Source organism: Bradyrhizobium huanghuaihaiense (assembly GCF_007830635.1).
Taxonomy (GTDB): Bacteria; Pseudomonadota; Alphaproteobacteria; order Rhizobiales; family Xanthobacteraceae; genus Bradyrhizobium; species Bradyrhizobium huanghuaihaiense.
Genome location: NZ_VLLA01000006.1, coordinates 230,680 through 251,643, shown reverse-complemented (window position 1 = coordinate 251,643; position 20,964 = coordinate 230,680). Strand labels below are relative to the sequence as shown.

Annotated in this window: 24 protein-coding genes; 12 read left to right on the top strand and 12 right to left on the bottom strand. The window is 64.7% G+C overall.

Going from position 1 to position 20,964, the window contains the following annotated elements; genetic code table 11:
* Positions 1-39 precede the first annotated feature (39 nt).
* A complete protein-coding gene (locus IQ16_RS15715) occupies positions 40-2,454 on the bottom strand; it encodes a hypothetical protein (RefSeq protein WP_145831587.1) in 2,415 nt (804 codons plus the stop codon).
* Between the two features lie 512 nt (positions 2,455-2,966).
* Between IQ16_RS15715 and IQ16_RS15705 the strand changes: the two genes are divergently transcribed.
* The 11 genes from IQ16_RS15705 (at position 2,967) to IQ16_RS15655 (ending at position 13,125) form a co-directional block, all read left to right on the top strand.
* On the top strand, positions 2,967-3,665 hold the full coding sequence (locus tag IQ16_RS15705) for an RNA polymerase sigma factor (protein ID WP_018641142.1): 699 nt from the start codon (positions 2,967-2,969) through the stop codon (positions 3,663-3,665).
* A gap of 143 nt (positions 3,666-3,808) precedes the next feature.
* Positions 3,809-4,633: a flagellin gene (locus IQ16_RS15700; protein WP_018641141.1), complete on the top strand. Its 825-nt coding sequence runs from the start codon at positions 3,809-3,811 to the stop codon at positions 4,631-4,633.
* A gap of 62 nt (positions 4,634-4,695) precedes the next feature.
* Positions 4,696-6,378, top strand: a complete 1,683-nt coding sequence (fliD, locus tag IQ16_RS15695; protein ID WP_018641140.1) for a flagellar filament capping protein FliD — start codon at positions 4,696-4,698, stop codon at positions 6,376-6,378.
* A complete protein-coding gene (locus IQ16_RS15690) occupies positions 6,378-6,806 on the top strand; it encodes a flagellar export chaperone FliS (RefSeq protein ID WP_026311717.1) in 429 nt (142 codons plus the stop codon). Before fliD ends, IQ16_RS15690 begins: the two co-directional genes overlap by 1 nt.
* 169 nt (positions 6,807-6,975) lie before the next feature.
* Complete coding sequence (locus IQ16_RS15685; protein WP_018641138.1) at positions 6,976-7,248, top strand: hypothetical protein; 273 nt, start codon at positions 6,976-6,978, stop codon at positions 7,246-7,248.
* 458 nt (positions 7,249-7,706) lie between these two features.
* Positions 7,707-8,375 (top strand): flagellar hook assembly protein FlgD, encoded by a 669-nt coding sequence (locus tag IQ16_RS15680; protein WP_018641137.1) that lies wholly within the window; start codon positions 7,707-7,709, stop codon positions 8,373-8,375.
* 31 nt (positions 8,376-8,406) lie between these two features.
* Positions 8,407-9,672 carry a flagellar hook protein FlgE gene (gene flgE / locus IQ16_RS15675; RefSeq protein ID WP_018641136.1) on the top strand — a complete coding sequence of 422 codons (1,266 nt, stop codon included), beginning with the start codon at positions 8,407-8,409 and terminating at the stop codon, positions 9,670-9,672.
* A gap of 3 nt (positions 9,673-9,675) precedes the next feature.
* A complete protein-coding gene (locus IQ16_RS15670) occupies positions 9,676-9,936 on the top strand; it encodes a hypothetical protein (RefSeq protein WP_018641135.1) in 261 nt (86 codons plus the stop codon).
* 12 nt (positions 9,937-9,948) lie between these two features.
* Positions 9,949-10,407 carry a hypothetical protein gene (locus IQ16_RS15665; protein ID WP_035665909.1) on the top strand — a complete coding sequence of 153 codons (459 nt, stop codon included), beginning with the start codon at positions 9,949-9,951 and terminating at the stop codon, positions 10,405-10,407.
* A gap of 18 nt (positions 10,408-10,425) precedes the next feature.
* Complete coding sequence (flgK, locus tag IQ16_RS15660; protein WP_018641133.1) at positions 10,426-12,201, top strand: flagellar hook-associated protein FlgK; 1,776 nt, start codon at positions 10,426-10,428, stop codon at positions 12,199-12,201.
* Positions 12,202-12,213: 12 nt separating this feature from the next.
* On the top strand, positions 12,214-13,125 hold the full coding sequence (locus IQ16_RS15655) for a flagellin (protein ID WP_018641132.1): 912 nt from the start codon (positions 12,214-12,216) through the stop codon (positions 13,123-13,125).
* 148 nt (positions 13,126-13,273) lie between these two features.
* On the opposite strand, the gene IQ16_RS15650 is transcribed toward IQ16_RS15655, so the two are convergent.
* The 3 genes from IQ16_RS15650 to IQ16_RS15640 form a co-directional block, all read right to left on the bottom strand.
* Positions 13,274-14,848, bottom strand: a complete 1,575-nt coding sequence (locus tag IQ16_RS15650) for an AMP-binding protein (RefSeq protein ID WP_018641131.1) — start codon at positions 14,846-14,848, stop codon at positions 13,274-13,276.
* Between the two features lie 33 nt (positions 14,849-14,881).
* Positions 14,882-15,517, bottom strand: a complete 636-nt coding sequence (gene upp / locus IQ16_RS15645; protein WP_018641130.1) for a uracil phosphoribosyltransferase — start codon at positions 15,515-15,517, stop codon at positions 14,882-14,884.
* Between the two features lie 84 nt (positions 15,518-15,601).
* On the bottom strand, positions 15,602-16,342 hold the full coding sequence (locus IQ16_RS15640; protein WP_018641129.1) for a crotonase/enoyl-CoA hydratase family protein: 741 nt from the start codon (positions 16,340-16,342) through the stop codon (positions 15,602-15,604).
* 86 nt (positions 16,343-16,428) lie between these two features.
* Between IQ16_RS15640 and IQ16_RS15635 the strand changes: the two genes are divergently transcribed.
* Positions 16,429-17,010, top strand: coding sequence for a TetR/AcrR family transcriptional regulator (locus IQ16_RS15635; RefSeq protein ID WP_018641128.1), 582 nt, complete (start codon positions 16,429-16,431; stop codon positions 17,008-17,010).
* Here the strand turns inward: IQ16_RS15635 and IQ16_RS47290 are convergent.
* From IQ16_RS47290 to IQ16_RS15600, 8 genes are all read right to left on the bottom strand, one after another.
* Positions 17,007-17,135 (bottom strand): hypothetical protein, encoded by a 129-nt coding sequence (locus IQ16_RS47290; RefSeq protein WP_018641127.1) that lies wholly within the window; start codon positions 17,133-17,135, stop codon positions 17,007-17,009. The genes IQ16_RS15635 and IQ16_RS47290 overlap by 4 nt on opposite strands.
* 90 nt (positions 17,136-17,225) lie before the next feature.
* Positions 17,226-17,612 (bottom strand): hypothetical protein, encoded by a 387-nt coding sequence (locus tag IQ16_RS15630; RefSeq protein ID WP_018641125.1) that lies wholly within the window; start codon positions 17,610-17,612, stop codon positions 17,226-17,228.
* Between the two features lie 17 nt (positions 17,613-17,629).
* On the bottom strand, positions 17,630-17,818 hold the full coding sequence (locus IQ16_RS45640) for a hypothetical protein (protein ID WP_018641124.1): 189 nt from the start codon (positions 17,816-17,818) through the stop codon (positions 17,630-17,632).
* A 110-nt stretch (positions 17,819-17,928) separates the two neighbouring features.
* Positions 17,929-18,324, bottom strand: coding sequence for a hypothetical protein (locus tag IQ16_RS15620; RefSeq protein WP_018641123.1), 396 nt, complete (start codon positions 18,322-18,324; stop codon positions 17,929-17,931).
* Between the two features lie 27 nt (positions 18,325-18,351).
* Entirely contained in the window at positions 18,352-19,269 is a 918-nt protein-coding gene (gene dapA / locus IQ16_RS15615) for a 4-hydroxy-tetrahydrodipicolinate synthase (protein ID WP_018641122.1), read from the bottom strand.
* A gap of 24 nt (positions 19,270-19,293) precedes the next feature.
* Complete coding sequence (locus tag IQ16_RS15610; RefSeq protein WP_018641121.1) at positions 19,294-19,548, bottom strand: hypothetical protein; 255 nt, start codon at positions 19,546-19,548, stop codon at positions 19,294-19,296.
* Between the two features lie 132 nt (positions 19,549-19,680).
* On the bottom strand, positions 19,681-19,959 hold the full coding sequence (locus IQ16_RS15605; RefSeq protein ID WP_018641120.1) for a hypothetical protein: 279 nt from the start codon (positions 19,957-19,959) through the stop codon (positions 19,681-19,683).
* 22 nt (positions 19,960-19,981) lie between these two features.
* On the bottom strand, positions 19,982-20,446 hold the full coding sequence (locus tag IQ16_RS15600) for a hypothetical protein (protein WP_018641119.1): 465 nt from the start codon (positions 20,444-20,446) through the stop codon (positions 19,982-19,984).
* Between the last annotated feature and the right edge of the window lie 518 nt (positions 20,447-20,964).

The window sequence follows — 20,964 nt, the reverse complement described above, 5'->3', positions numbered from 1 at the left end:
CCTTGGACTTCAACGTCCGGGGCGGCGCGATCAGGCGCATTATTTGGGGCCGGCGCCGAGCGGGGTGATCGCGACGGAATAGATCGCGATCTCCTGCGTCATCGGCGCCACCGGGATCAGCAGGCAGCCGTTGTCGGTTTCAGCGCGATAATGGCTGCCGGTCCGCTGCAGACCGGCGAAGATCAGGCTGTCATCGGCAAGGCCGGTGACGTCCTGGCTCTCGGCGGCGTCGCGAACGTCATCGCCCTGCTGCACGGTCACGCCATGAATGAGACCCTCAGGGGCGAATTTCGCCAGCGGCAGGGCGATCGTGGCGACCGCCATGGTCCGCGACAGGGGAATACGCAGGCGCAGCTCGCCGAGGCCATTGCGATAAACGGTGATAGGCTCCAGCGTCGCATCGCCGCCGGCACGGAACAGTCCAACCTGAACGGGGCCGCAGGGCCGTTCCTCAAAGACGTCGGCGGGCAGACGGTTGGCGCCGAACAGCACATAGAGATAGCTGTGGGAGGGTGACAGGCCGGCAAAACTGCCGGCGAGCCACATCGGCGGCGCGGCGGCGGTGCAGGCAGCCGAGAGCCCACGGGCGGTGATCTGGTCGCGCACGAATCGTTCGTCGCGCAACGGCGCGAGCGCGTGGGTGCCGAGATTGACATCGTGCTTCAATGTGCCGAGCAGCGCCAGCTCGTCATGGTCAGGCAGCAGCAGAAGCCGCGCCAGCGTCGCCGCGCACCAGCGCGCGGCGACATCGGGCGCAGCATAGGGAGCAAGGCCATAGTCGCGCGCGACGTCGTCCGCGCTCGCCGCAAAGGCGAGCGCGCCGGCCTGGATCTCCGCGGCCAACGCCAGTTGCTCCGCAGGACGTGGATTGATCTCACGCAACACTGCGCCGCCGTCGTAGTCCCGCACCGAGCCGTCGGCGGAGCAGCAGGCCTGCTCCAGCAGCGCGACGTTGCGGATCAGCATGCGCTTGACATGGGGCGTGACCACCAGGTCGGAGACGAAGCCTGCCGCGCTGTCCTGCTCGGCTATGTCGTCGAAGGTGTCGTCCAGCGACATCAGATAGGCGCCGTGGAGGCGGATATCGATGCCTTCCAGGTCGAAGACGCGGCGCAGCGCCTTCTGCACGCTGCCGGAATAGCCGACATCGGCGAGGACGAGGTCGGTACAGTCGTCGAACCCGGGGATGGCATGGCGCAGATAAGCCAGCAGCCGGGCGCGCAAGCCTGCGGCGAGCTCGACGATTTCAGCCGGGTCCATCAGTTCGGGAAGCGCCTCGGCGAGCGCGTCGCCGGAGACGATGCCGCCAGGAAAGCCGGCAAAGAAGGTCGCGACCTTTGGCGGCATGATCTTCACCATGTCGCCAAAGGTCGGCGCGTCGATCTTGAACACCTTGCTGAGGAGATCGACCAGCGGCTGCATCGTATCGGCCGAGGCGATCAGGCTGACGCGGCGACTGATCTCGACATAGGCCGCCGTCTCGCCGTGCAGGTTCTGCCAGACCCGGTGCGACAGAAAACCGTCGCGGCCGAGAAAGCCGAGGGCAACCTTCCGGCCGGCGCCGGCTGCTTCTTCGCAGCGCCGCGTCACGAAGGCGTCGAACGCGGCCATCACCGGACCGAGCACGGTCAGCCCGAGGTTGAACGCCGCAGACTTCTCGGCGCTCCGCGCGGCGACCATGCGCCGCAACGTGCGCGCGCCGTGATCGAGTCGCGATGGCGAACCCGCGCACAGCAGCCCGAACAGTGCCGTCTCGCGCTGGAACGTCGAGGCCAGCTGCGCGCTCGCCTGCGGATAGTAGCGCGGGCGAATGCCGTGGCGCTTCGCGCCCTTGATATCGGCCTTTTCATTGTCGCCGACGTGAAAGGAGGAGCCGGCATCGATGCCCTGCTCGGAGAGATATGTGGCGAACAGCGCTTCGCTCTTGCCGCTGCCATGATCGCAGGAGGCGTAGAGAAAGTCCCACACCAGGTCGGGCCGGCAGGCCCGCAGCAGCCGTGCCAGCCGCTCGGAATCCCAATAGGTATCGGAGATGAATCCGACGCGATGGCCGGCGCGTTTCATGTCCGAATATTGCCGAAGCATGTCTGGATTGACGCGACAGAGCTCGATCTCGGCCGCGAACTCCGATTCGACGAGGTCGCTCAGATCGCGGCGCGTGAGACCGAACAGATTGAACGGAAAGAACGAATAGATGTCCTCGATGTGAACTTCGACCGCGCCGCGCTTGTCCTTCGCGGCCCTGCGTGCGCGCCCTTCGGCCTGGATGCGATGCTGAACGAAACTGACGGAAATATTCGGACAAGTTCTTGAAATGCCCGAGAGCTCGTAAGTCCTTTCAAATACACCATCTGGCGTCGTGCAGGCGCGAACCAGAAATGTATCGAAAACATCGAACGACCAAGCAGAAACAATTTCGGCGCGGCGCGCTGCGCCGGTCGTTGCGATCGTCATGCGGCAATTCCCCGTCCAACATGTCGATTAACGTGCGCATTTGACGAGTCAGGCGCTACACGCGCAAAAAAGTTCACGCGCGATTCAAAAACGCATTCGCCGCGACTGACAGATTCAAAAAAATCGCTAGGTTCGAAAAAGGTGATTCGGAAAAAATTGCCGAGTGCGGAAGTCGTCTCGCGTTCATTCACACTCGGAAACAATCGCATCTTCATGCGCTGTGCGCGTGTCGCGTTCGATCGCCTAGTGCCGCGTAATGTCTGCGTTTTCTCTCCACGACATCTGTTCAGGATGGATGATCCGCCATGGCGCGAGACGATGTGATGATTGCAGGTTTGATGCGCGAGATGATCGCGCAGTCGGCAATTATTGCCCGACACTCGGCAAAAACGACCAGCTAACATCTTGAAAAATAACAAAAATTCTTCGCCTGGATTGTTTTGGTGGCCCGTTCAACGCCTGGAAGCCGTGTGGCATGTGCGCCTCCGGCATTGCGGGTTGGAGGTTGCGGGATGAGTTACGCTGCTGATGTCTGGGCTCCCGCCGAGGCCGAGATCACGACGACGGCGCCGGTCGATGCGATCGTGCAGGTCGCGCCGTCGGTGCCGCTCGCGCCGGACAGCGTGCCCGCTGCCGACGATGTCGTCTTCGATGAAGACAGCGAACTGCTGGACAGGCTCGCTGCCGACGACGAGGCGGCGTTCCGCATGCTGGTCGAGCGTCACATCGATCGCGCCTATGCGATTGCCCTCCGCATCGTCGGCAACGCGGCGGATGCCGAAGACGTAGTGCAGGACACCATGCTCAAGGTCTGGAGCCATCGTGGTCGCTGGCAGCACGGCCGCGCCAAGTTCTCGACCTGGCTCTACCGCGTCATCTCCAATCGCTGCATCGACATCAAGCGCAAGCCGCGCAACGAGAATGTCGAGACGGTGCCGGAAGTCGCCGACGGTCAGCCCGACGCCGTCGAGATCATCGAGCGCAACGAGCTGAACGACATGCTGGAGCTCGCGATGCAGCGCCTGCCCGAGCAGCAGCGCATCGCGGTGATCTTCTCCTACCACGAGAACATGAGCAACGGCGAGATCGCCCAGGTGATGGACACCACGGTCGCCGCGGTGGAGTCGCTGCTCAAGCGTGGACGTCAGCAGCTCCGCCAACTGCTGCGCAAGCACGAACGCGACATCCGCACCGCGTTTACCGATTGCTAACCATAAAATTCGCCTCGCAGGAATTTTCGCGCCTGATCTCTCTGCGCTCCGCCGTTTGAGCGAACGGACGGGGCTGCGGTCCGCGTCGTCGTAAGTCGATTTCAACGATGCGGCACGCTTGCCCATCAGCACAGGAGCTTCCAATGCCCGCAATCAATACCAATACAGCCGCCAACGCCGCGGTCCGGTACCTCAACATCAACTCCTCGCAGGAAACCAGCTCGCTCTCGAAACTGTCGAGCGGCTCGCGCATCACCTCCGCGTCCGACGACGCTGCCGGCCTTGCGATCTCGACCCGCATCTCCTCGGACGTCACCACCCTGCAGCAGGCCGCGACCAACGCCTCGCAGGCGACCGCGATCCTGCAGACCGCGGACGGCGGCGCCTCGAACATCTCCGACATTCTGGCCCGCATGAAGTCGCTGGCCTCCGAGTCCGCGTCGGGCACCACGACCGATTCCAGCCGTGCCTACATCAACTCGGAATTCACGCAGCTCACGAGCGAAATCGATTCGATCGCCTCCGGCACGCGTTATTCCAGCCAGAGCCTGCTCGACGGCTCCAGCGTGTTCGCCTCGGGCGTCTCGGTGCTGGTCGGCTCGTCCGGCTCGGACACCATCACCATCACGCTCACCAGCCTCACCGCATCCTCGCTCGGCGTCTCCTCGCTGGACGTCAGCACGCTGTCGGATGCGACCTCGGCGCTGACCACGCTCGACACGGCGATCGACACGGTTTCCGCGGCCCGCGCCAGCATCGGCGCCCAGGAATCGCGCTTCAACTTCAGCGCCGACTCGATCTCGACCCAGACCCAGAACCTGCAGTCCGCGAATTCGGCGATCAAGGACGTCGACATCGCGGCCGAGCAGTCCAAGCTGTCTTCGGCGGAAGTGAAGACCCAGGCCGCCGTCTCCGCTCTCGCCGCGGCGAACCAGATGCCGCAGTACCTGCTCAAGCTGCTGGGCTGATGATGATCCGAGCGGGCCGGCGTGACGCCGGCCCGCTCCCTGCCAGGGGATAGTCAGGCAAAGTGACCAGCGTCAGCTCGACCAGCAGCAGCACAAGTTCCGGCGTCACCGTCACCACGAGCGGGACGACCAATTCGAGCAGCATCGACTGGTCCGCGCTGATCCAGTCCGCCGTCGACGCGAAGACCGCGCAGGCGGACACGATCTCGACCACGATCACGAGCAACGAGGCCAAGATCTCGGCCTATCAGACGCTGCAGACCGATCTGCAGACGCTGTATTCGGGCCTGTCGTCGCTTTCGACCGCGGTGGTCAACTCGCTCTCCACCAGCGCGTTCGCGACGCGCGCGGCGAGCATCAGCTCGACCGGCGATGTCAGCGCCTCTTCGGCGCTCTCCATGACGATCAAGAACGGGGCTGCGGTCGGCGACCACACGCTGACGATCAGTCAGCTCGCGACCGCGCACAAGGTGTCCGGCACCGCGCAATCGAGCCAGACCGACGAGCTCGGCTATTCCGGCACGTTTTCGATCGGCCTTTCGGGCGGTGCTACGTCCGACATCACCATCACCAGCACGATGTCGCTGCAGGACGTCGTCGACGCCATCAATGCCCAGACCTCGACGACCAACGTCCAGGCGTCCATCGTGCAGGTCTCCAGCACGTCGTACCAGATGGTGCTGACCGGCACCGAGGATGCCGCCGATATCACCTATTCCAGCGCGTCCGGCGACGACATCATGAACGAGCTCGGCGTAACCGACAGCTCAGGAACCTTCACCAACGTCATCCAGGAGGCGCAGTCGGCCGAATTCACGCTCGACGGCATCTCGATGACCCGCGACACCAACGACATCTCCGACGTCCTGAGCGGGGTCACCTTCAGCCTGCTCCAGGCGACGCCGGACGGAACTTCGCTGAACATCAGCATCGAGACCGACACCAGCCAGATCGAATCGGCGCTGCAGACGTTCGTCACCAACTACAATGCCTTTCGCGACGAGGTCATCGCCCAACAGGCGACCGCGACCGACGGCACGGCGGACTCGAGCGCGGTGCTGTTCGGCGACGGCACGATGCGCAACATCATGGATGCGCTCCAGAATGCCCTGAACAGCACCGTGGGCGACATGACCATGGCCGATCTCGGCCTGTCCTTCAACGAGAAGAACGAGCTCGAGCTCGACACCTCGACGCTGTCGGAGATCTTGAGCACCAATCTGAGCGGCGTGACCAAGCTGCTGTCGGCGCAGACCACGACGTCGTCGAGCCAGCTCAGCGTCGTCAACACCGGGACCTCGCCGCAATCCTTCACCCTGGATCTCACCGTCGATTCCGACGGCAATCTCACCTCGGCCTCGGTCGGGGGCGATTCCTCGCTGTTCACGGTGAGCGGCACCACGATCATCGGCGCCGCCGGCTCGATCTATGCCGGCATGGCCTTCACCTATAGCGGCTCGACCTCGCAGTCGATCACGGTGACCTCGACCACCGGGATCGCATCGCAGATCTATCAGGTCGCGAAGAACTATTCGTCGTCATCCGGCGCGCTGCAAACGCAGATCACCAGCCTGACGAACCGCGACGACGAGCTTCAGCAGAAGGTCGACGACATCAACAGCGCGGCCTCGACGCTGCAGTCGCAGCTTCAGACGCAATACGCGAAGTACCAGGCCGCGATCGAGAGTGCCAACAGCACGCTCGATTATCTCAAGGCCCTGCTCAATTCCAGCTCGAGTGATTGATGATGCATAATCCGATGGCGTACATGGCCAACCAGGCCTATCGGGGAACGGCAACGACCGTGCCGCCGCTCAAGGCGGTCGCGATGCTGCTTGGCGGCACGATCACGTTTCTGCAGAAATCGCTGGCCGCCCAGGAGGCTAAGCGCTTCGAGGAGGGACACGACTACCTGATGAGGGCGACCGCGATCCTGCGCGGGCTCAGCCACAACCTCGATTTCACGAGGGGCGGTGACGTGGCGGAGCGACTGTTCCAGACCTACAACGCGATGATCCTGGCGAGCCTCAAGGCCTATGGCCGTCCGCACGCCCGCCAAAATTTCGGCCGCATCATCGCCGGGCTGACCGAGCTGCGGGAGGCCTGGGAGTTCGTCGACGGGACCGTGCGGAACGGCAAGCCGGGCCCAGCCGATTCGGCTCGCAGGGGCTGAAGACGCCTGCTCCTCCGCGAGGTGGGGAGGCAGGTCGCGGACGGTCGGCCGTTTCCACCGCTTTCCGTAGTGCTGCGGCCGCTTTTGACGCCTGAAGCCGCCGAAATCCGGTTTCCGCCGCGCCTGCAATGCTTTATGACGGGCCTGACCGAGGCGGGACCGGCGGGCGATGGACGTCACCGAGTTTGAGGAACTGATCGATCGGCTGGGCGAGGATCTCTCCCTCTGGCCCGACGACCGGCGTTTGCCCGCCGAAGCACTGCTGGCGCAATCTCCCGCCGCGCAGGCCGTGCTGGACGAAGCGCGCGCGTTGCGCCAGGCGCTCGCAGCGCCCCCGGTCCGCGCGCCCAAGGGCCTCGCCGACCGCATCGTCGCCGCCGCCGCGAAAATGAAAGGCGACACCGCCGAGCCGCGCACGGAAGGCGAGACGGCGGAGAGCTGAGCGGCTTCTCTCGACCAGAACTCGTTTCTTGCTTCGCCTCTCTCCGCTTGCGGGGAGAGGTCGCTTCGCATCGAAGATGCGAAGCGGGTGAGGGGGACTCTGCGCGAGTCCTTGCGGTTGATACGCTCGACGCTCCATCCACACCGTCATTGCGAGCGCAGCGAAGCAATCCAGAATATTTCCACGGAGGGACGCTGGATTGCTTCGCTGCGCTCGCAATGACGAGGAGGAGGGAAGCGCGTATCTCTGACATGCGCCGCGTGGCTGCCGCAACAATCGATCCCAACCTCATTGCGCTTGTAATTCGCATGCGGCAGATTTTGCCGCATCGAAAACCATTTCCACACACGCGAATCCTCGCCTGAATCCGCGCGCCCACGCGTTTCATCAGCACACAGATTTCAAGCGCAGCCGGCCGGCATCCGGTCGCAAGCAGCGCAGGAAAGTCGGAGTTTCTGATGACCGTTTCCGCCGTAAGTTCTGCGACGACTTCGACCGCCACGACGTCGTCGTCATCGAGCACGTCGTCGAGTTCGTCGCTCACCTCCAGCGATTTCCTCAGCCTGCTGGTCAGCGAGCTCCAGAACCAGGATCCGCTGAACGCGACCTCGACCACCGATTTCATCAATCAGCTCACCTCCTACGCCAATTTCACCCAGCAGCAGTCGATCAACTCCAACATGTCCTCGCTCGCGAGCTCGTTCTCGAGCCTCGTGACGCTCAACTCGGTGAACTATATCGGCCACACCGTTGAGGCGAAGACCGATACGTCGATCCTCAGCAACGGCTCAGCGACGTTCGGCTATTCGCTGTCCTCGGCCGCTTCGAACGTCTCGATCAGCATCTCGGATTCGTCCGGCAACGTCGTCTACACCAGCACCGGCACGGGAAACTCGGGTTCGAACACCTTCACCTGGGACGGCAAGGACTCCAGCGGCAACCAGCTCTCGGACGGCGGCAAGTACACCATCTCGGTGACGGCGACTGACAGCGCCGGCAACTCGGTCCTCAATTACACGACCGTCACCGGCACGGTGACCGGCATCGACACTTCGACGTCCACGCCCTCGCTCACGGTGAACGGCGTCGCCGTCAGCGCCGCCAACATCCTCGGCGTCACGTCCTGATCTCACCGCCTGCTTTTCTCGGAGTTTCATCATGAGTCTCACCGGTGCATTGTCCTCGGCGATCTCGGCGCTCAGCGCGCAGAGCCAGTCCTTGTCGATGATCAGCGACAACATCGCCAACTCCGATACGACCGGTTACAAGACGACGTCGGCGATGTTTGACGCGCTGGTGACGGCTTCGAGCAACACCACCTCCTATGCCTCGGGCGGCGTCACCGTCTCGGGACGCTCCAACATCACCCAGCAGGGCCTGCTGGCCGCGACCTCAAACGCCACCGACGTCGCGATCCAGGGCTCGGGCTTCTTCGTGGTGACCAGCGCCACGTCCGGCGGCATCACGTCCTACACCCGCAACGGCGCCTTTACGATCAACAATGCCGGCTATCTCGAGAACAACGGCAGCTACCTCGAGGGTTGGCGCACCGACGCGGACGGCAATGTCGTCGGCAGCGAATCGGCGAGCAATCTCGAGGCCATCAACACCCAGGTCGCCTCGACCAGCGGCAGCGCGACCACCAAGACAACGATCGCGGCCAATCTGCCGTCGGATGCCGCCACCGGCGACACCTATACCAGCTCGATGACGGTGTATGACTCTCTCGGTGCCGCAAATACGATGCAGATCACCTGGACCAAGACCGGCACCAACGCCTGGAGCGCGAGCTTCGCCAATCCGACATCGTCGTCGGACACCACGACCGCGACGGGCACCGCCTCGGGCACGATCGACATCACCTTCAACAGCGATGGCTCGCTGGCCAGCACCAGTCCGGACCCGGCGACCGTCTCGATCACAGGTTGGACCGATGGCGCGACCGACAGCACCATCACCATGGACCTCGGCACGGTCGGCGGCACGGACGGCTTGACGCAATACGCGTCCGGCGAGACCACGCCCTCGGTCAACGTCACCAGCATCGATTCGGACGGTCTGTCCTATGGCAAGCTGTCGAGCATCTCGATCGGCAAGAACGGCGTGGTCGACGCCACCTATTCCAATGGCGAGACCATCGCGATCTACAAGATCGCGGTGGCGACGTTTGCCGATCCCAACGGGCTTGCCGCTTCCAGCGACGGGCTCTATTCGGCGACCGTGACGTCGGGCAACGCCTCGCTGCAGGCCTCCGGCGAGAACGGCGCGGGCACGATCTACGGCAGCGAGCTGGAATCCTCGACCACCGATACCTCCAGCCAGTTCTCGAGCATGATCTCGGCGCAGCAGGCCTATTCCGCCGCGTCCCAGGTCATCTCCACCGTCAACAAGATGTACGACACCCTGATCTCGGCGATGAGGTGAGCGATGCCCGGTGAAAAGGCAGACGCGGCCGGCGAAGCGCTGTTGCGCCGGATGCAGCGGCTCCTGGCGCGGGCCGCGACCCTCAAGGGGCGTGACCGCAAGCAGCTCCTTGCTCTGCTCGACGACGTCGAGACGACACGCCGCGGTCTCCTGCGGGAATGCGCGGAGATCGAGGGCGAGATGAGGCAGGCAACCGTCAGGGCGACTGCAATCGGCGCTTATCTGCGCAACTCGCAGGTCCAGCGCGGCAACCGGCATAACTAGAAGGCGATGACCATGAGTGTAGCTCAAGCCAAGACGACGAACGCCGCCAATGGCGACGTCAGGATCAAGTCGCTGATCACACTGATCGACACGCTGACCGCGCTTGTCGCCGAGGAGAATGCCGAGCTCGCAAAGGGGCTCCCGGCCTCGCGCCTGAAACAGGTCGACGAGAAGAACCGGCTGGCGGAGACGTTCGAGCGGATCGTTGCCGAATGCGCGGTGGGCACGACCAGCCTGCACGTGCGCGACCGCATCCTGCGCGAGCAGCTGATGGACAAGATCCTGAAGCTGCGTGTGGCGATGGACGAGAATCTGGTGCGGCTGCGCGCGGCGATCGAAGCCAGCAACCGCCGGATCGAGGCCGTCATGCAGGCGATCCGCGAGCAGATCGCGGCGGTGTCGCCCTATGGCGCGTCCGGCCGCGTCGCCGCAGCCCGGGCGGTCTCCAGCGGCACCAGCCGCAGCGCCTGACGGGTCGAGGGGGCCGCCGTGTCACTCGATATCGCACGATCGATCGCTTTCAGCGGGCTGTCGGCGACGTCCGTGCAGATCAGCGTGACGTCGTCGAATATCTCGAACGCCGACACCACGGGCTATACCAGGAAGTCCGCAAACCAGTCGAGCAGCGTCACCAACGGCGTCGGCACCGGCGTCACGGTGATCGGCATCACCTCGACGGTCGACAAGCTGCTGTTGAAGTCGCTGGTCGGCGCGGATTCCGCTCTCGGCTCGGCCGACACCACCAACACCTATCTGACGTCGCTCCAGAAACTCTACGGCTCGATCAGCAGCAGCGACGATTCCTCGTCCGGGACGTCGCTTGCCAACAGCATCGCCGCTTTGGAATCGGCGCTGTCGTCGCTGGCGAGCACGCCGAGCAGCGCCTCATTGCAGTCCAACGTCGTCAGCGCGCTCGACGACGTCGCAAGCCAGTTGCGGGAGACCTCGAGCGGCATCCAGAAGCTGCGCTCCGACGCCGACCAGGACATCGCGTCCTCGATCGACGACGTCAACACGGACCTGCAGCAGATCGCGGATCTGAATGCCCAGATCAAGCAGACCGCCGCGGCGGGTCAGTCGACGGCGGACCTGGAGGACCAGCGCAGCACCGCGCTGCAGGACCTCGCCTCCAAGATGAACATCAGCTATTTCACGGCGTCGAACGGCGATCTCCAGATCTATACGACGTCAGGCCAGGCGCTGGTCGACTCGTCCGCGCACACGATCAGCTATACGGCCGCCGCCAATGTGACGGCGGCGACGACCTACACGGCCGGCTCGTCGTCGAGCGGCTTCAGTGCGATCACGGTGAACGGCGTCGACATCACCTCCCAGATCACGGGCGGGGACATCGGCGCGCTGATCACGCTCCGCGACGACACGCTGCCGGATGCGCAGTCCCAGCTCGATCAGCTCGCGCAGCAGCTTGCCTCCGCGATGAACAGCGTCTCGAACAGCGCCTCTTCAGTACCGGCGCCGACGAGCCTGACCGGCACGACGTCCGTCACCAGCAGCACGGCGCTGTCGGCCACCGGCACGGTGCGCCTCGCCGTCACCGACCAGAGCGGCAATCTGGTCTCCTACAGCGATCTCGACCTGTCGTCCTATGCCACGGTCGGCGATCTCGTCACCGCCATCAACGGCATCTCCGGATTGTCGGCGTCGGTCGATGCGGACGGCCATCTCTCGATCACGGCGACCGGCTCAGGCAATGGCGTCGCCATCAACGAGATGACGAGCTCGGTCGGGAGCTCCGGCGAGGGATTTTCCGAGTATTTCGGTCTCAACGACCTTGTCACGGGAACGAGCGCGTCGGACATCGCGGTCAACAGCAAGATCCTGTCCGGGACCAACGAGCTGCAGCTCGCAACGCTGGATTCGTCGTCGACCCTGACCGTCGGCAGCAACGTGCTGTCATCGGGCTCCGCCACCGTGATCAACGCCTTCTATGATGCCCTGACGGACTCGCGGACCTTCGCGTCGACCGGCGGCCTTGCCGCCACCACGGGATCGCTTGCCGACTACGCTTCGGCCATCGTGTCCGATGTCGCGAGCAAGGCCTCGCAGGCGTCCACCGATTACACCGCCAAGGAGACGGCGCAGTCGACCTATGCGAATTCGCTGTCGTCGCAGTCCGGCGTCAATCTCGACGAAGAATCGGCCAATCTGAGCACGCTGCAGAACAAATATTCGGCGGCGTCGGCGCTGATCCAGGCCATCAACTCCATGTACTCGGCGCTGCTCACCGCCGTGCAGTCGACGTAAGAGGGCGCGCGCATGGTCGCGATGCGGGTGGCCACCTTCGCTCAGTCGAACCGGATGATCGCCGACGCGATGCGCGTGGAGTCGGTCATGGCCAACAAGCAGATCCAGGAATCCTCGGGCGTCGTCTCGACCGATTTCGGCGGCTACGGCTCCGATGCGCAGCACGTCGTCAATCTCCAGGTCTCGGTGACGCGCGCGCAATCCTATATCGACGCGGCGACGCTCGCCGACAGCAAGGTCCAGGTGATGTATTCGGCGGTCGGCTCGGTTACCGACATCCTCACCCAGCTCCGTTCCCAGCTCAGCGCGGCGTCGACGGGAAGCTCGACCGAGGTCAATTCAGTGATCAGCTCCGCCCAGCAGATGCTGCAGCAGATGGGCTCGCTGATGAATACGCAATATGACGGCCAGTACGTCTTCGCCGGCGGCAAGACGGAGACGGCGCCGGTCGATCTCACCAGCTTCTCGTCCGGCGCCGGCTCGACGACCACGGCGGATACCAGCTACTATAACGGCGACAGCGAGATTGCGTCGGTGCGGGTCGCGGCCGATGAGACCGTGTCCTACGGCGTCACCGCCGACAATTCGGCGTTCGAGGAGGTGATGCGCGTGCTGAAGTTCGTCGCCAACAGCACCACGCTGTCTTCTTCGGACATCACCAGCGCGCTCGACCTCGCCAGCACGGCGCTCGACGACACCGCCGCCGTGCAGGCAAAGCTGTCGAGTTCGGCATCCTCGATCGAGACCGCGAGCGCCCGCCAGGCCGACTACAAGAGCTATGCCGAGACGTTGTCGAATGACCTGACCAGCGTCGACGTTGCCGCCGTCACGGCGCAGCTGTCGACCTACCAGACCCAGCTCACGGCATCCTATTCGGCGCTCGGCAAGATCCTGAGTCTGAACCTCGCGAGCTACCTGAAATAGGCTCAACGTACCCAGTGTCATTCCCCGCGAAGGCGGGGAATCCAGTACGCCGCGGCCTGTCGGTCCTATCACCACCGTCTCTGGAATACTGGCTGCCCCGCTTTCGCGGGGCATGACAACGCGTTGTGTGGATGCTCCTCGCCGGACGCTATTCCGCGGCGATCCGTTCCATGGCCATGCTGCGAAGCCTGGCGCGCTGGATCTTGACGCCATTGGCGCTGTCGGTGACGGGGAAGGCGTCGACCACGTAGATCCGTGCGGGCACCTTATAGCTAGCAAGACGCTCCCGCAGTCGGGTTGTCAGCGCCTCTTGCTGCGGTGGCTCCTTCGCCGGGATCACGAAGGCGACGCAGCGCGCCTGGCCTTTCAGGTCGACCGCGACGACCTGGGCATCGGCAACACCCGGGCAGGACTTGAGCTCGTCCTCGATCTCGCCGGGCGCAACGAGAAAGCCGCCGAGCCGCATCGCGTCGCCGGCGCGGGTTTCGTAAACGAAGGCACCGTCGCCGCGCAGCCGGCCGATGTCGCCGGTGAGGAAGAAGCCGTCGGCGGTGATCGCTTCGCGCGTCGCGTCTGGATTATTGAAATAGCCGAGGAAGCACGAGGGCGCGCTGATCTCGATCGCGCCTGAGACGCCTTGGGCCGCGAGCTCGCCGGTCTCGGTGTCCCGAATGCGCACCTTCGCCTCCGCCGACATCGGCCAGCCGCCGCCCTCGATGCGATCGGCGAAGGCGTCGCTGGCAAGGGCTATCGAGAACAGCGCCTGCACCTCGCTCGAGCCGTAGAGGCCGAACAGCGGGAGGCCGCGCGTCTCGGCCTCCGCAGCAAGCTCGCGCCAGCCGGGCTGGAACGCAGCGAAGCCGCAGACTTCGAGATGCGGAAATGGCCGTGGCGCACCGGTGAGGGCGAGAATGCGGCGGAACATCTCGTCGGAGCCGAATGAGTGGGTGATCTTTTGCTCGGTGAGGATTTTGAGAGCCGGCGCGGCCTCGAAGGCGTCGAGTACATGGACGGTCGCGCCCGCCGCGATGAAGCCGAGCATACTCGTCATGCCGAATGTGCCACAGAACGGCAGCATCGCCAGTAGCGAATGACGCTCCGGATCGAGCTTGAGCGCCTTGGCGACGGAGGCGGCGTGGCTCGCCAGAGTTCGCTGCGAATGCGCAACGAGTTTTGGTCCCTTGGTCGTACCCGACGTCGTGTAGAGCAGTACGGGCAGGCCGATATTGTCCTTGGCGGGTGGTGCTGACGGATAGGGTTTGTCGAACGCATCGAACCGCACGCAGGGCCAGTGCGTCGGGATCGCATCCGCGCCAACCACTGCAAGCTTCTGCAGCGCGGGCACCTCGGCCTTGGCGACATCGGCGAGAATGGCGGCGAAATCGATCGACCGGAATGCGGCCTCGACCACCATCAGCCTGGCGCCGGACACCTTGAGCAGATGCGCGACTTCTGCGCTGCGGTAGCGCGTGTTGACGGCAGCGACGACGGCGCCGAGGCGGGCGGCGGCGGACAGCAGCGCGATCCATTCGATCCGGTTGACCAGCCAGACCGCGACGACGTCGCCCTTGCCGATGCCTTGGGCTGCAAGCCAGGCCGCCGTCTGCTCGATCTTCCCCTGGAATTCCGCGCGTGAGACCGGCACGCCATCGAACACGAAGGCGGAATCGGCGGCCGCCTCAGCCCGGACCAGCGATTGCAGCGAAAAGTCGTCGGTGCTCATGGCAACCGGAGTAACCCGATCGCGCAAACCTGTCTACTTGGTGCCGAACATCCGGTCGCCGGCATCGCCCAGGCCAGGCACGATATAGCCGTGGTCGTTCAGGCGCTCGTCGATCGCAGCCGTCCAGACCGGCACGTCGGGGTGTTCGCTCTGGAACCGGGCGATGCCCTCGGGCGCGGCCAAAAGGCAGACGAAGCGGATGTCGCGGGCGCCGCGATCCTTGAGAAGGGACGCGCCGGCGCAGGCCGAGTTGCCGGTCGCCAGCATCGGATCCATCAGGATCACGGTGCGGTCGGACAGGTCCTGCGGCGCCTTGAAGTAATATTCCACGGCCTGCAATGTTTCGGGATCGCGGTAGAGCCCGATATGGGCGATGCGCGCCGAGGGCATCAGCGCCAGCATGCCGTCGAGGAAGCCGACGCCGGCGCGCAGTATCGGCGCCAGCGTGAGCTTCTTGCCGGCGATCTTCGGCGCTTGCATCGCCGCGATCGGCGTCTCGATCTCGACCAGCTCCAGCGGCAGGTCGCGCGTCACCTCGTAGCCGAGCAGCATCCCGATCTCGTTCAGGATCTCCCGAAAGCTCTTGGTCGAGCGGTCCTTCTCCCGCATCAGGGAGAGCTTGTGCTGGACCAGGGGGTGGGCGACGACGTTGACGCTGCTTGTGCTCATGAAACCGCTCTACACGGTTCCGTGAAATTGCGCCAGATCGGCAAGTACTTTTAGGCCAAGCCTTTTTCCGCGGGATACGGGGCCTCAGGCCGGCATCGCGACCGCGCTGCGCGCCCGGTTGCTTGCCTCATAGGCAGCCATGGTCAATTCACGGTCGATCGCCGCCCGCATGGCATCCATGGCCCCCTGGCGCAGGCGCTTCTTTGCGGTCGCGTGCGACGGTTTGTGGATCGCGCGCAAGGCCGCGACGATTTCCCCGAGGGCGTCGTCGACGGCCTCCGGCGCAACCACGCGATCCAGGAAGCCTGCCGTGAGCGCATCGTCGGGCTCGTACATCTCGCCCAGCGTCGCAGTGCGGCTGAGCCAGGCCGGATGCAGGCGGCTCCGTGCGAGCTCGATGGCGAAGCTCGGCGGTGCGATGCCGATCGCGACCTCGTTCAGTCCCATGCGGTGCGGCCCCTGCGCGCCGAGCCTGACGTCGCAGGCGAGCAGCAGGAAGGTCCCCATCGGATAGGCATGGCCCTCCATCACGCCGATGGTCGGATGCGGAAATGCCATCAGCCGCAGCGCAAGCTCCGCGCCGGCGCGGACCATTTCGAGGCTCTTGGCGGCCTCGCCTGAGGCGAACACTTTCAGGTCGAAGCCCGCGGAAAAAATGCCCGGCCGGGCCGAGCGCAACACCACGATCTCGGCTTCCTCCTCGGCCCGGTCGAAGGCGGCGCCGATCTCACCCAGCATCGCGGCCGACATCACATTGACCTTGCCGTCGTCGAGCCCGATCCGCGCCACGCCGTCGTTCAGCTCGTAGGTCACTGTCTTTGGCATCTGCTTCTCCTGTCGTTGGTCATGTCTTGACTGTCGGAGGCTGATGTAGACCAATCAATATAATTTCTGACCGGAGGGAGAGCACCATGCCGGCCGTGCCAAAGCACCGCCAACCCGTCATCAATGCCGCGGTGACGCTATTCCGCCGCCAGGGATATTCCCGCACCGGCCTCAACGACATCGTCGACGTCAGCGGCGCGCCGAAGGGCTCGCTCTATCACTACTTTCCGGATGGAAAATCCTCGATCGCGGTGGCGGCGGTGGAGGAGGCAGGCCGCCGCGTGGCGGCGACCGTCGCAGGCCTCGCGGAGGAGTGCGGTTCGACCGCCGAGCTTTTGCGTGCCCATGCACGGCTGCTGGCGGGATGGATGCGGGGCTCCGGCTTCCGCAACGGCTGCCCGATCACGACCGTGCTGCTCGAGCTGGCGCCGCGCGAGCGTGCGGTCGCGGAGGCCGGCCGCAAGGCCTATGCGGCACGGATCGCACTGCTGCGCGACAGGCTGATTGCGGATGGGTTCGCAAGGCCGCGGGCGGAATCGCTTGCCGTGCTTTGCACGTCGGCGCTCCAGGGCGCGTTGATCCAGGCCCGCGTCGAGCGCAGCGGCCGGCCGATCGAGGTCACCGCGGCAGAACTGGCACGGCTGATCGAGACTGAGACGGGGCGCTAGACGCCGAGCCCACGGGCCACAAGCGTGATCACGATCGTCAGGACCGCGCCCCAGACCAGGCTCAGCGTCATGGTCAGGATGGTCGTGGTGACGGCGTGCTCGAGATTTCCCTTCAGGAGCTGCACGCTACTTGTCCGGGGCGAGCGTTGCACCGACGCGCATGCCGAGCAGCAATGCACCCATCAGCGTAACCAGGATGGCGATCTTGAGCTCGATCATGTCTTCAGCCTTGCGACCATGCGCGCGAGCAGTCGCTTGGCTGCCTCCGCCAGCACGATCAGCGGATTGCCGCGGTTCTCGATGTCGAGCTCGAAGGTCTCGACAGGGAATACCAGGGCGCAGCGCACCGGCGCGCTCTGCTGCTTGGCGAAATCCACCGCCGAGCTCTTGAACAGGAACAGGCCGCCGATTCGTCCATTCGCTTCGCGTGCCACCCAGAGGCCGGCGCGGTTGCGCCCAATGAAGAACGCGGGGATGGCGGCACTGACGACATCCGGATCGAGCGGCCTCAGCGCTGTCGCTAGCCTGGTGTCGGGGCGGCGACGCGAGGCCTGAAGGGCAATTGCGGCCATGGCGGCCTCTTCACACATCTGCAAGGTCATAGGGGCCTCCCTGCGGGTCAGCCGTGCATGTGCCAGACATAGATTGCGGTCCTCAGCGCGATCAGCGCGGTGAGCACGCTCCCCATCGAGAGCAGCGTCAGTGCGCCGAGGGCGAAACCTCTGAGCTGCGCCTTGCGCGTCTCGGAGATGCGCGCCGAACGTTCGGGTTCGAAGGGGCGGTCAAGGCCATGTGTCAGGATCGACATTTGTTCAGTCCTTATCCGGTGCGGCGAGACGGCCGCTCCGATCTGTCTCGTATGATGGCCACCGCTGCGTAGGATTGCGAGGTGACCGCCACAGCCGCCGTATAGGAAAGTCATAAAGGCGCCGGCGGCCGCGCCGGCAGTCCTCTGAAGAGGTTCGGGTCGCGTTTCGGTTGCGGCTTGGATCGTGCCGGCTTCGATCGCGCGAGGCCGACGGCGGCGGCGAAGGCAAGCTGCAGCCGCGGCTCGTCGATCTGCTTGCAGAAACGGTCCAGGGTTGCTTCCGCGTCCTGCCGCTGGCCGCAGATCGCCGCGCAGAGATGGGAGCTGGTGCGCCGGAAGAAGTGCAGCGAGTCCTCGCCGCTGCGCTGGCCGCCGAGACGGTCGAGCTCGGCCGCGAGCGCGGTAACATTGACCCGGTCGGACTCGCTTCGCGTCACGGCAAAGCGCAGCACTGCCAGCTGCCAGGCGCGGAGCAGCCTGTGATGGTCTTCGACTGATGGAGGCATGCGAGATCCGAACGACTGCGCGAGGTGTCAGGCGCCGACGCTGTCGATCAGCTCCTCGTCAGCGATCGCGGCGAAGGCGCGCACCACCTCCCTCTGTGCGGCCGCGTCCAGCGGCACGATCGGCAGCCTTGTCGCCGGCGACATCAGGCCCAGCACGCTCAGCGCGCTCTTGAGCGCCGCCGGGCTGTCCTTGGAGAGACAGGTGACGAGTGGCATGAGACGCTTGTGCAGGTAACGTGCCGACTGCAGGCGACCTTGCCTGACTTGCGAGAAGATCATGCGGCACAGATCGGGCGCGATGTTGGAGATTTCCGAGATCGCGCCGTCGCCGCCACTCGCGATAGTGCCGAAGGCGGTGACGTCGTCGCCGGAGAGCAGGCGAAAGCCGGCCGGCAGCAGCCGGTTCAGGCGCATCGGGCGGGTGATGTCGGCGCTTGCGTCGCACAGGCCGACGAACTGGCGGGACTCGACGAGCCGCAGCAGCGTTTCGTCGGCAAGCGGGCGCAGCGTGCGGGAGGGAACGTCGTGCAGGATCACGGGCAGGCCGATCGCGTCGGCAATGGCGCGGAAATGCGCGAGCATGCCCTCCTGCATCGGCTTGTTGTAGGCGGGCACCACCGCCATGACGGCGTCGACGCCGGCCGCCTCCGCACGCCGCGCAAGTGCGATGGCATGGCTGGTGGCATTCGACACCGCGCCGGCGATGACCCGCACGCGGCCGCGGGCGACGTCGACCGCGGTGCGGATGACGAGCTCCTGCTCGGCCGGGGAGAGCGTTGGCGCTTCTCCGGCCGTCTCGCAGACCACGATTGCGGGCACACCGGCTGCGACCTGGCGCTCGCAGAGCGCGGCGAACGCCTCGACATCGATCGCGTCAGCCGCGTCGAACGGTGTCGGCAGGTCCGGAATGAAGCCGGTGAACCAGGCTGAGGGCGGGATGAACATGGTATGTCGCCTGTTGGCGCCGGCTCAGGCGGCGCGCTGCGAGACGATGATGTCGGGGCGCTTGCCCATGTCGAGCTCGATCTCGCGCGGCAGCTCGACGATGGTCTCGGGATGCTGTCCGTTCTCGAACAGCGCGTATTTGACCGCCTGGGCGCGGCTGACGAACAGGCCGCCATAGAGGCCGTTCTGCTCCTGCGCGACCCATTGCCCCCTGCGGTTGCGGCCGATGAAGACGACGGTCGAGAGGGAGCTGCACGAGGGAGGTTCGACGAGCTTCATTGACATATTCCTTCCGATTGACAGCGGCGGCGGGCGCGGGCCCGCAACCGTTCGATCAATATCTGTTCAAGCGAATATGATTTCGAGTGAGGCGCTGCGGCGATCTCATAGGAAGCTCATAAAGCTTCCTGTTCAGCTTTGCGCGTTGACAAGATGAACCAGCGCGAACAGCGCGCCGAATGCTGCGCATTCGTCCCAATGATTGAGGACGGCGCCAAACAGCCGCTCGCGCCGCAGGATCGCGACGGCGGCGCAGAGGATGATCGACATCAAGAGCAGGGTGGCGAGGCTGCGGCCGAAGCCGATGCTGCCGAACGCTGCAAACGCTCCGAGGAGGACGACGCGGACGGCAAAGCGCGCGATCACCCGCGCCGGGCTTAGAGCCCGCGATGTGTTCGACGATTGCGGCAAGACGCGAACCTGTCCGGCCGGCTTAGCTGAAGTTCTCGCAGGCAACCGGTTCGTAGAGCAAATCGGGGGCAGGGCGCACAGTGGGAACGCTTGGCCGCGATACCTCTACGGCCAACGCCTGCACCTCGATGAACGCCGACAGCAAAGCGAGCGAGAGGTCGGCATGGTGTGCCTCGACCGCCGCGTCCAGCCAGTCCGGCAATTCGCGCTCGCGCGAGAGCGCGCAGTGCCATTCGCCCTCGTCATAGGCGATGCGCCGGATCTGCCACAGCGGCAGCTCAAGCTCCATCAGCGCCAGCGCCGCATCGGTCCAGGCCTCCGCATCGATCAGGCGCATGACGCGCGCGGTGCGTTCGCTCTGGCCGAGCGACGGGAAGCGCCGGCAGGCTAGGATGATGTCGAGCATCAACGGCCGGGTCATTGCCTGCGCGTGACGAAGGCGCGCACTGAGCGATGGTGGATCGTTGTGACGGAGAACGGCGGTCATGTCAGGCCTCCTGGAATTGGCGTCGGTCAGTCGGCCGGCCTCTCCAAGATGGCTGGAAGGGTGTTTGAAAACGAGATGGGGATCGGGCGAGAGATATAGGGATTTCATAAGTGCCCGGATTCTTCCCGATAGGACCGACAGATTCGCGGCGGCCGTCTCCGCCGAAGGTGGTGGCTTATGGAGGCAGGGCGTTTTGAAAAGACCTTGGCCGTCGCCTGCCGTACCAACGAGAAGCAAGAGCGTCGGTGGATTGCGTCGCTGCACGGCTTGCAAAGCGCGTGCTCCCGGAATGCGTTGTCGGTGTCACATGATGGATGGCACGACGTGCCGGCCTTTATGAGATTCCTATAACGTCGCCATAGGCCCCATCTCGAAAACCTATGTGCGCAATGGCACTTCAGCGCGGTGAAGTTCCCGGCCGGGAGAGACACGTGTTGCATTTGCTTGCAGCAAGCGGCCTGCCGAGAATCCGGAGACAGGCAACGCCGGATATCGTCTCGTATTGAGGAGTATCGCCA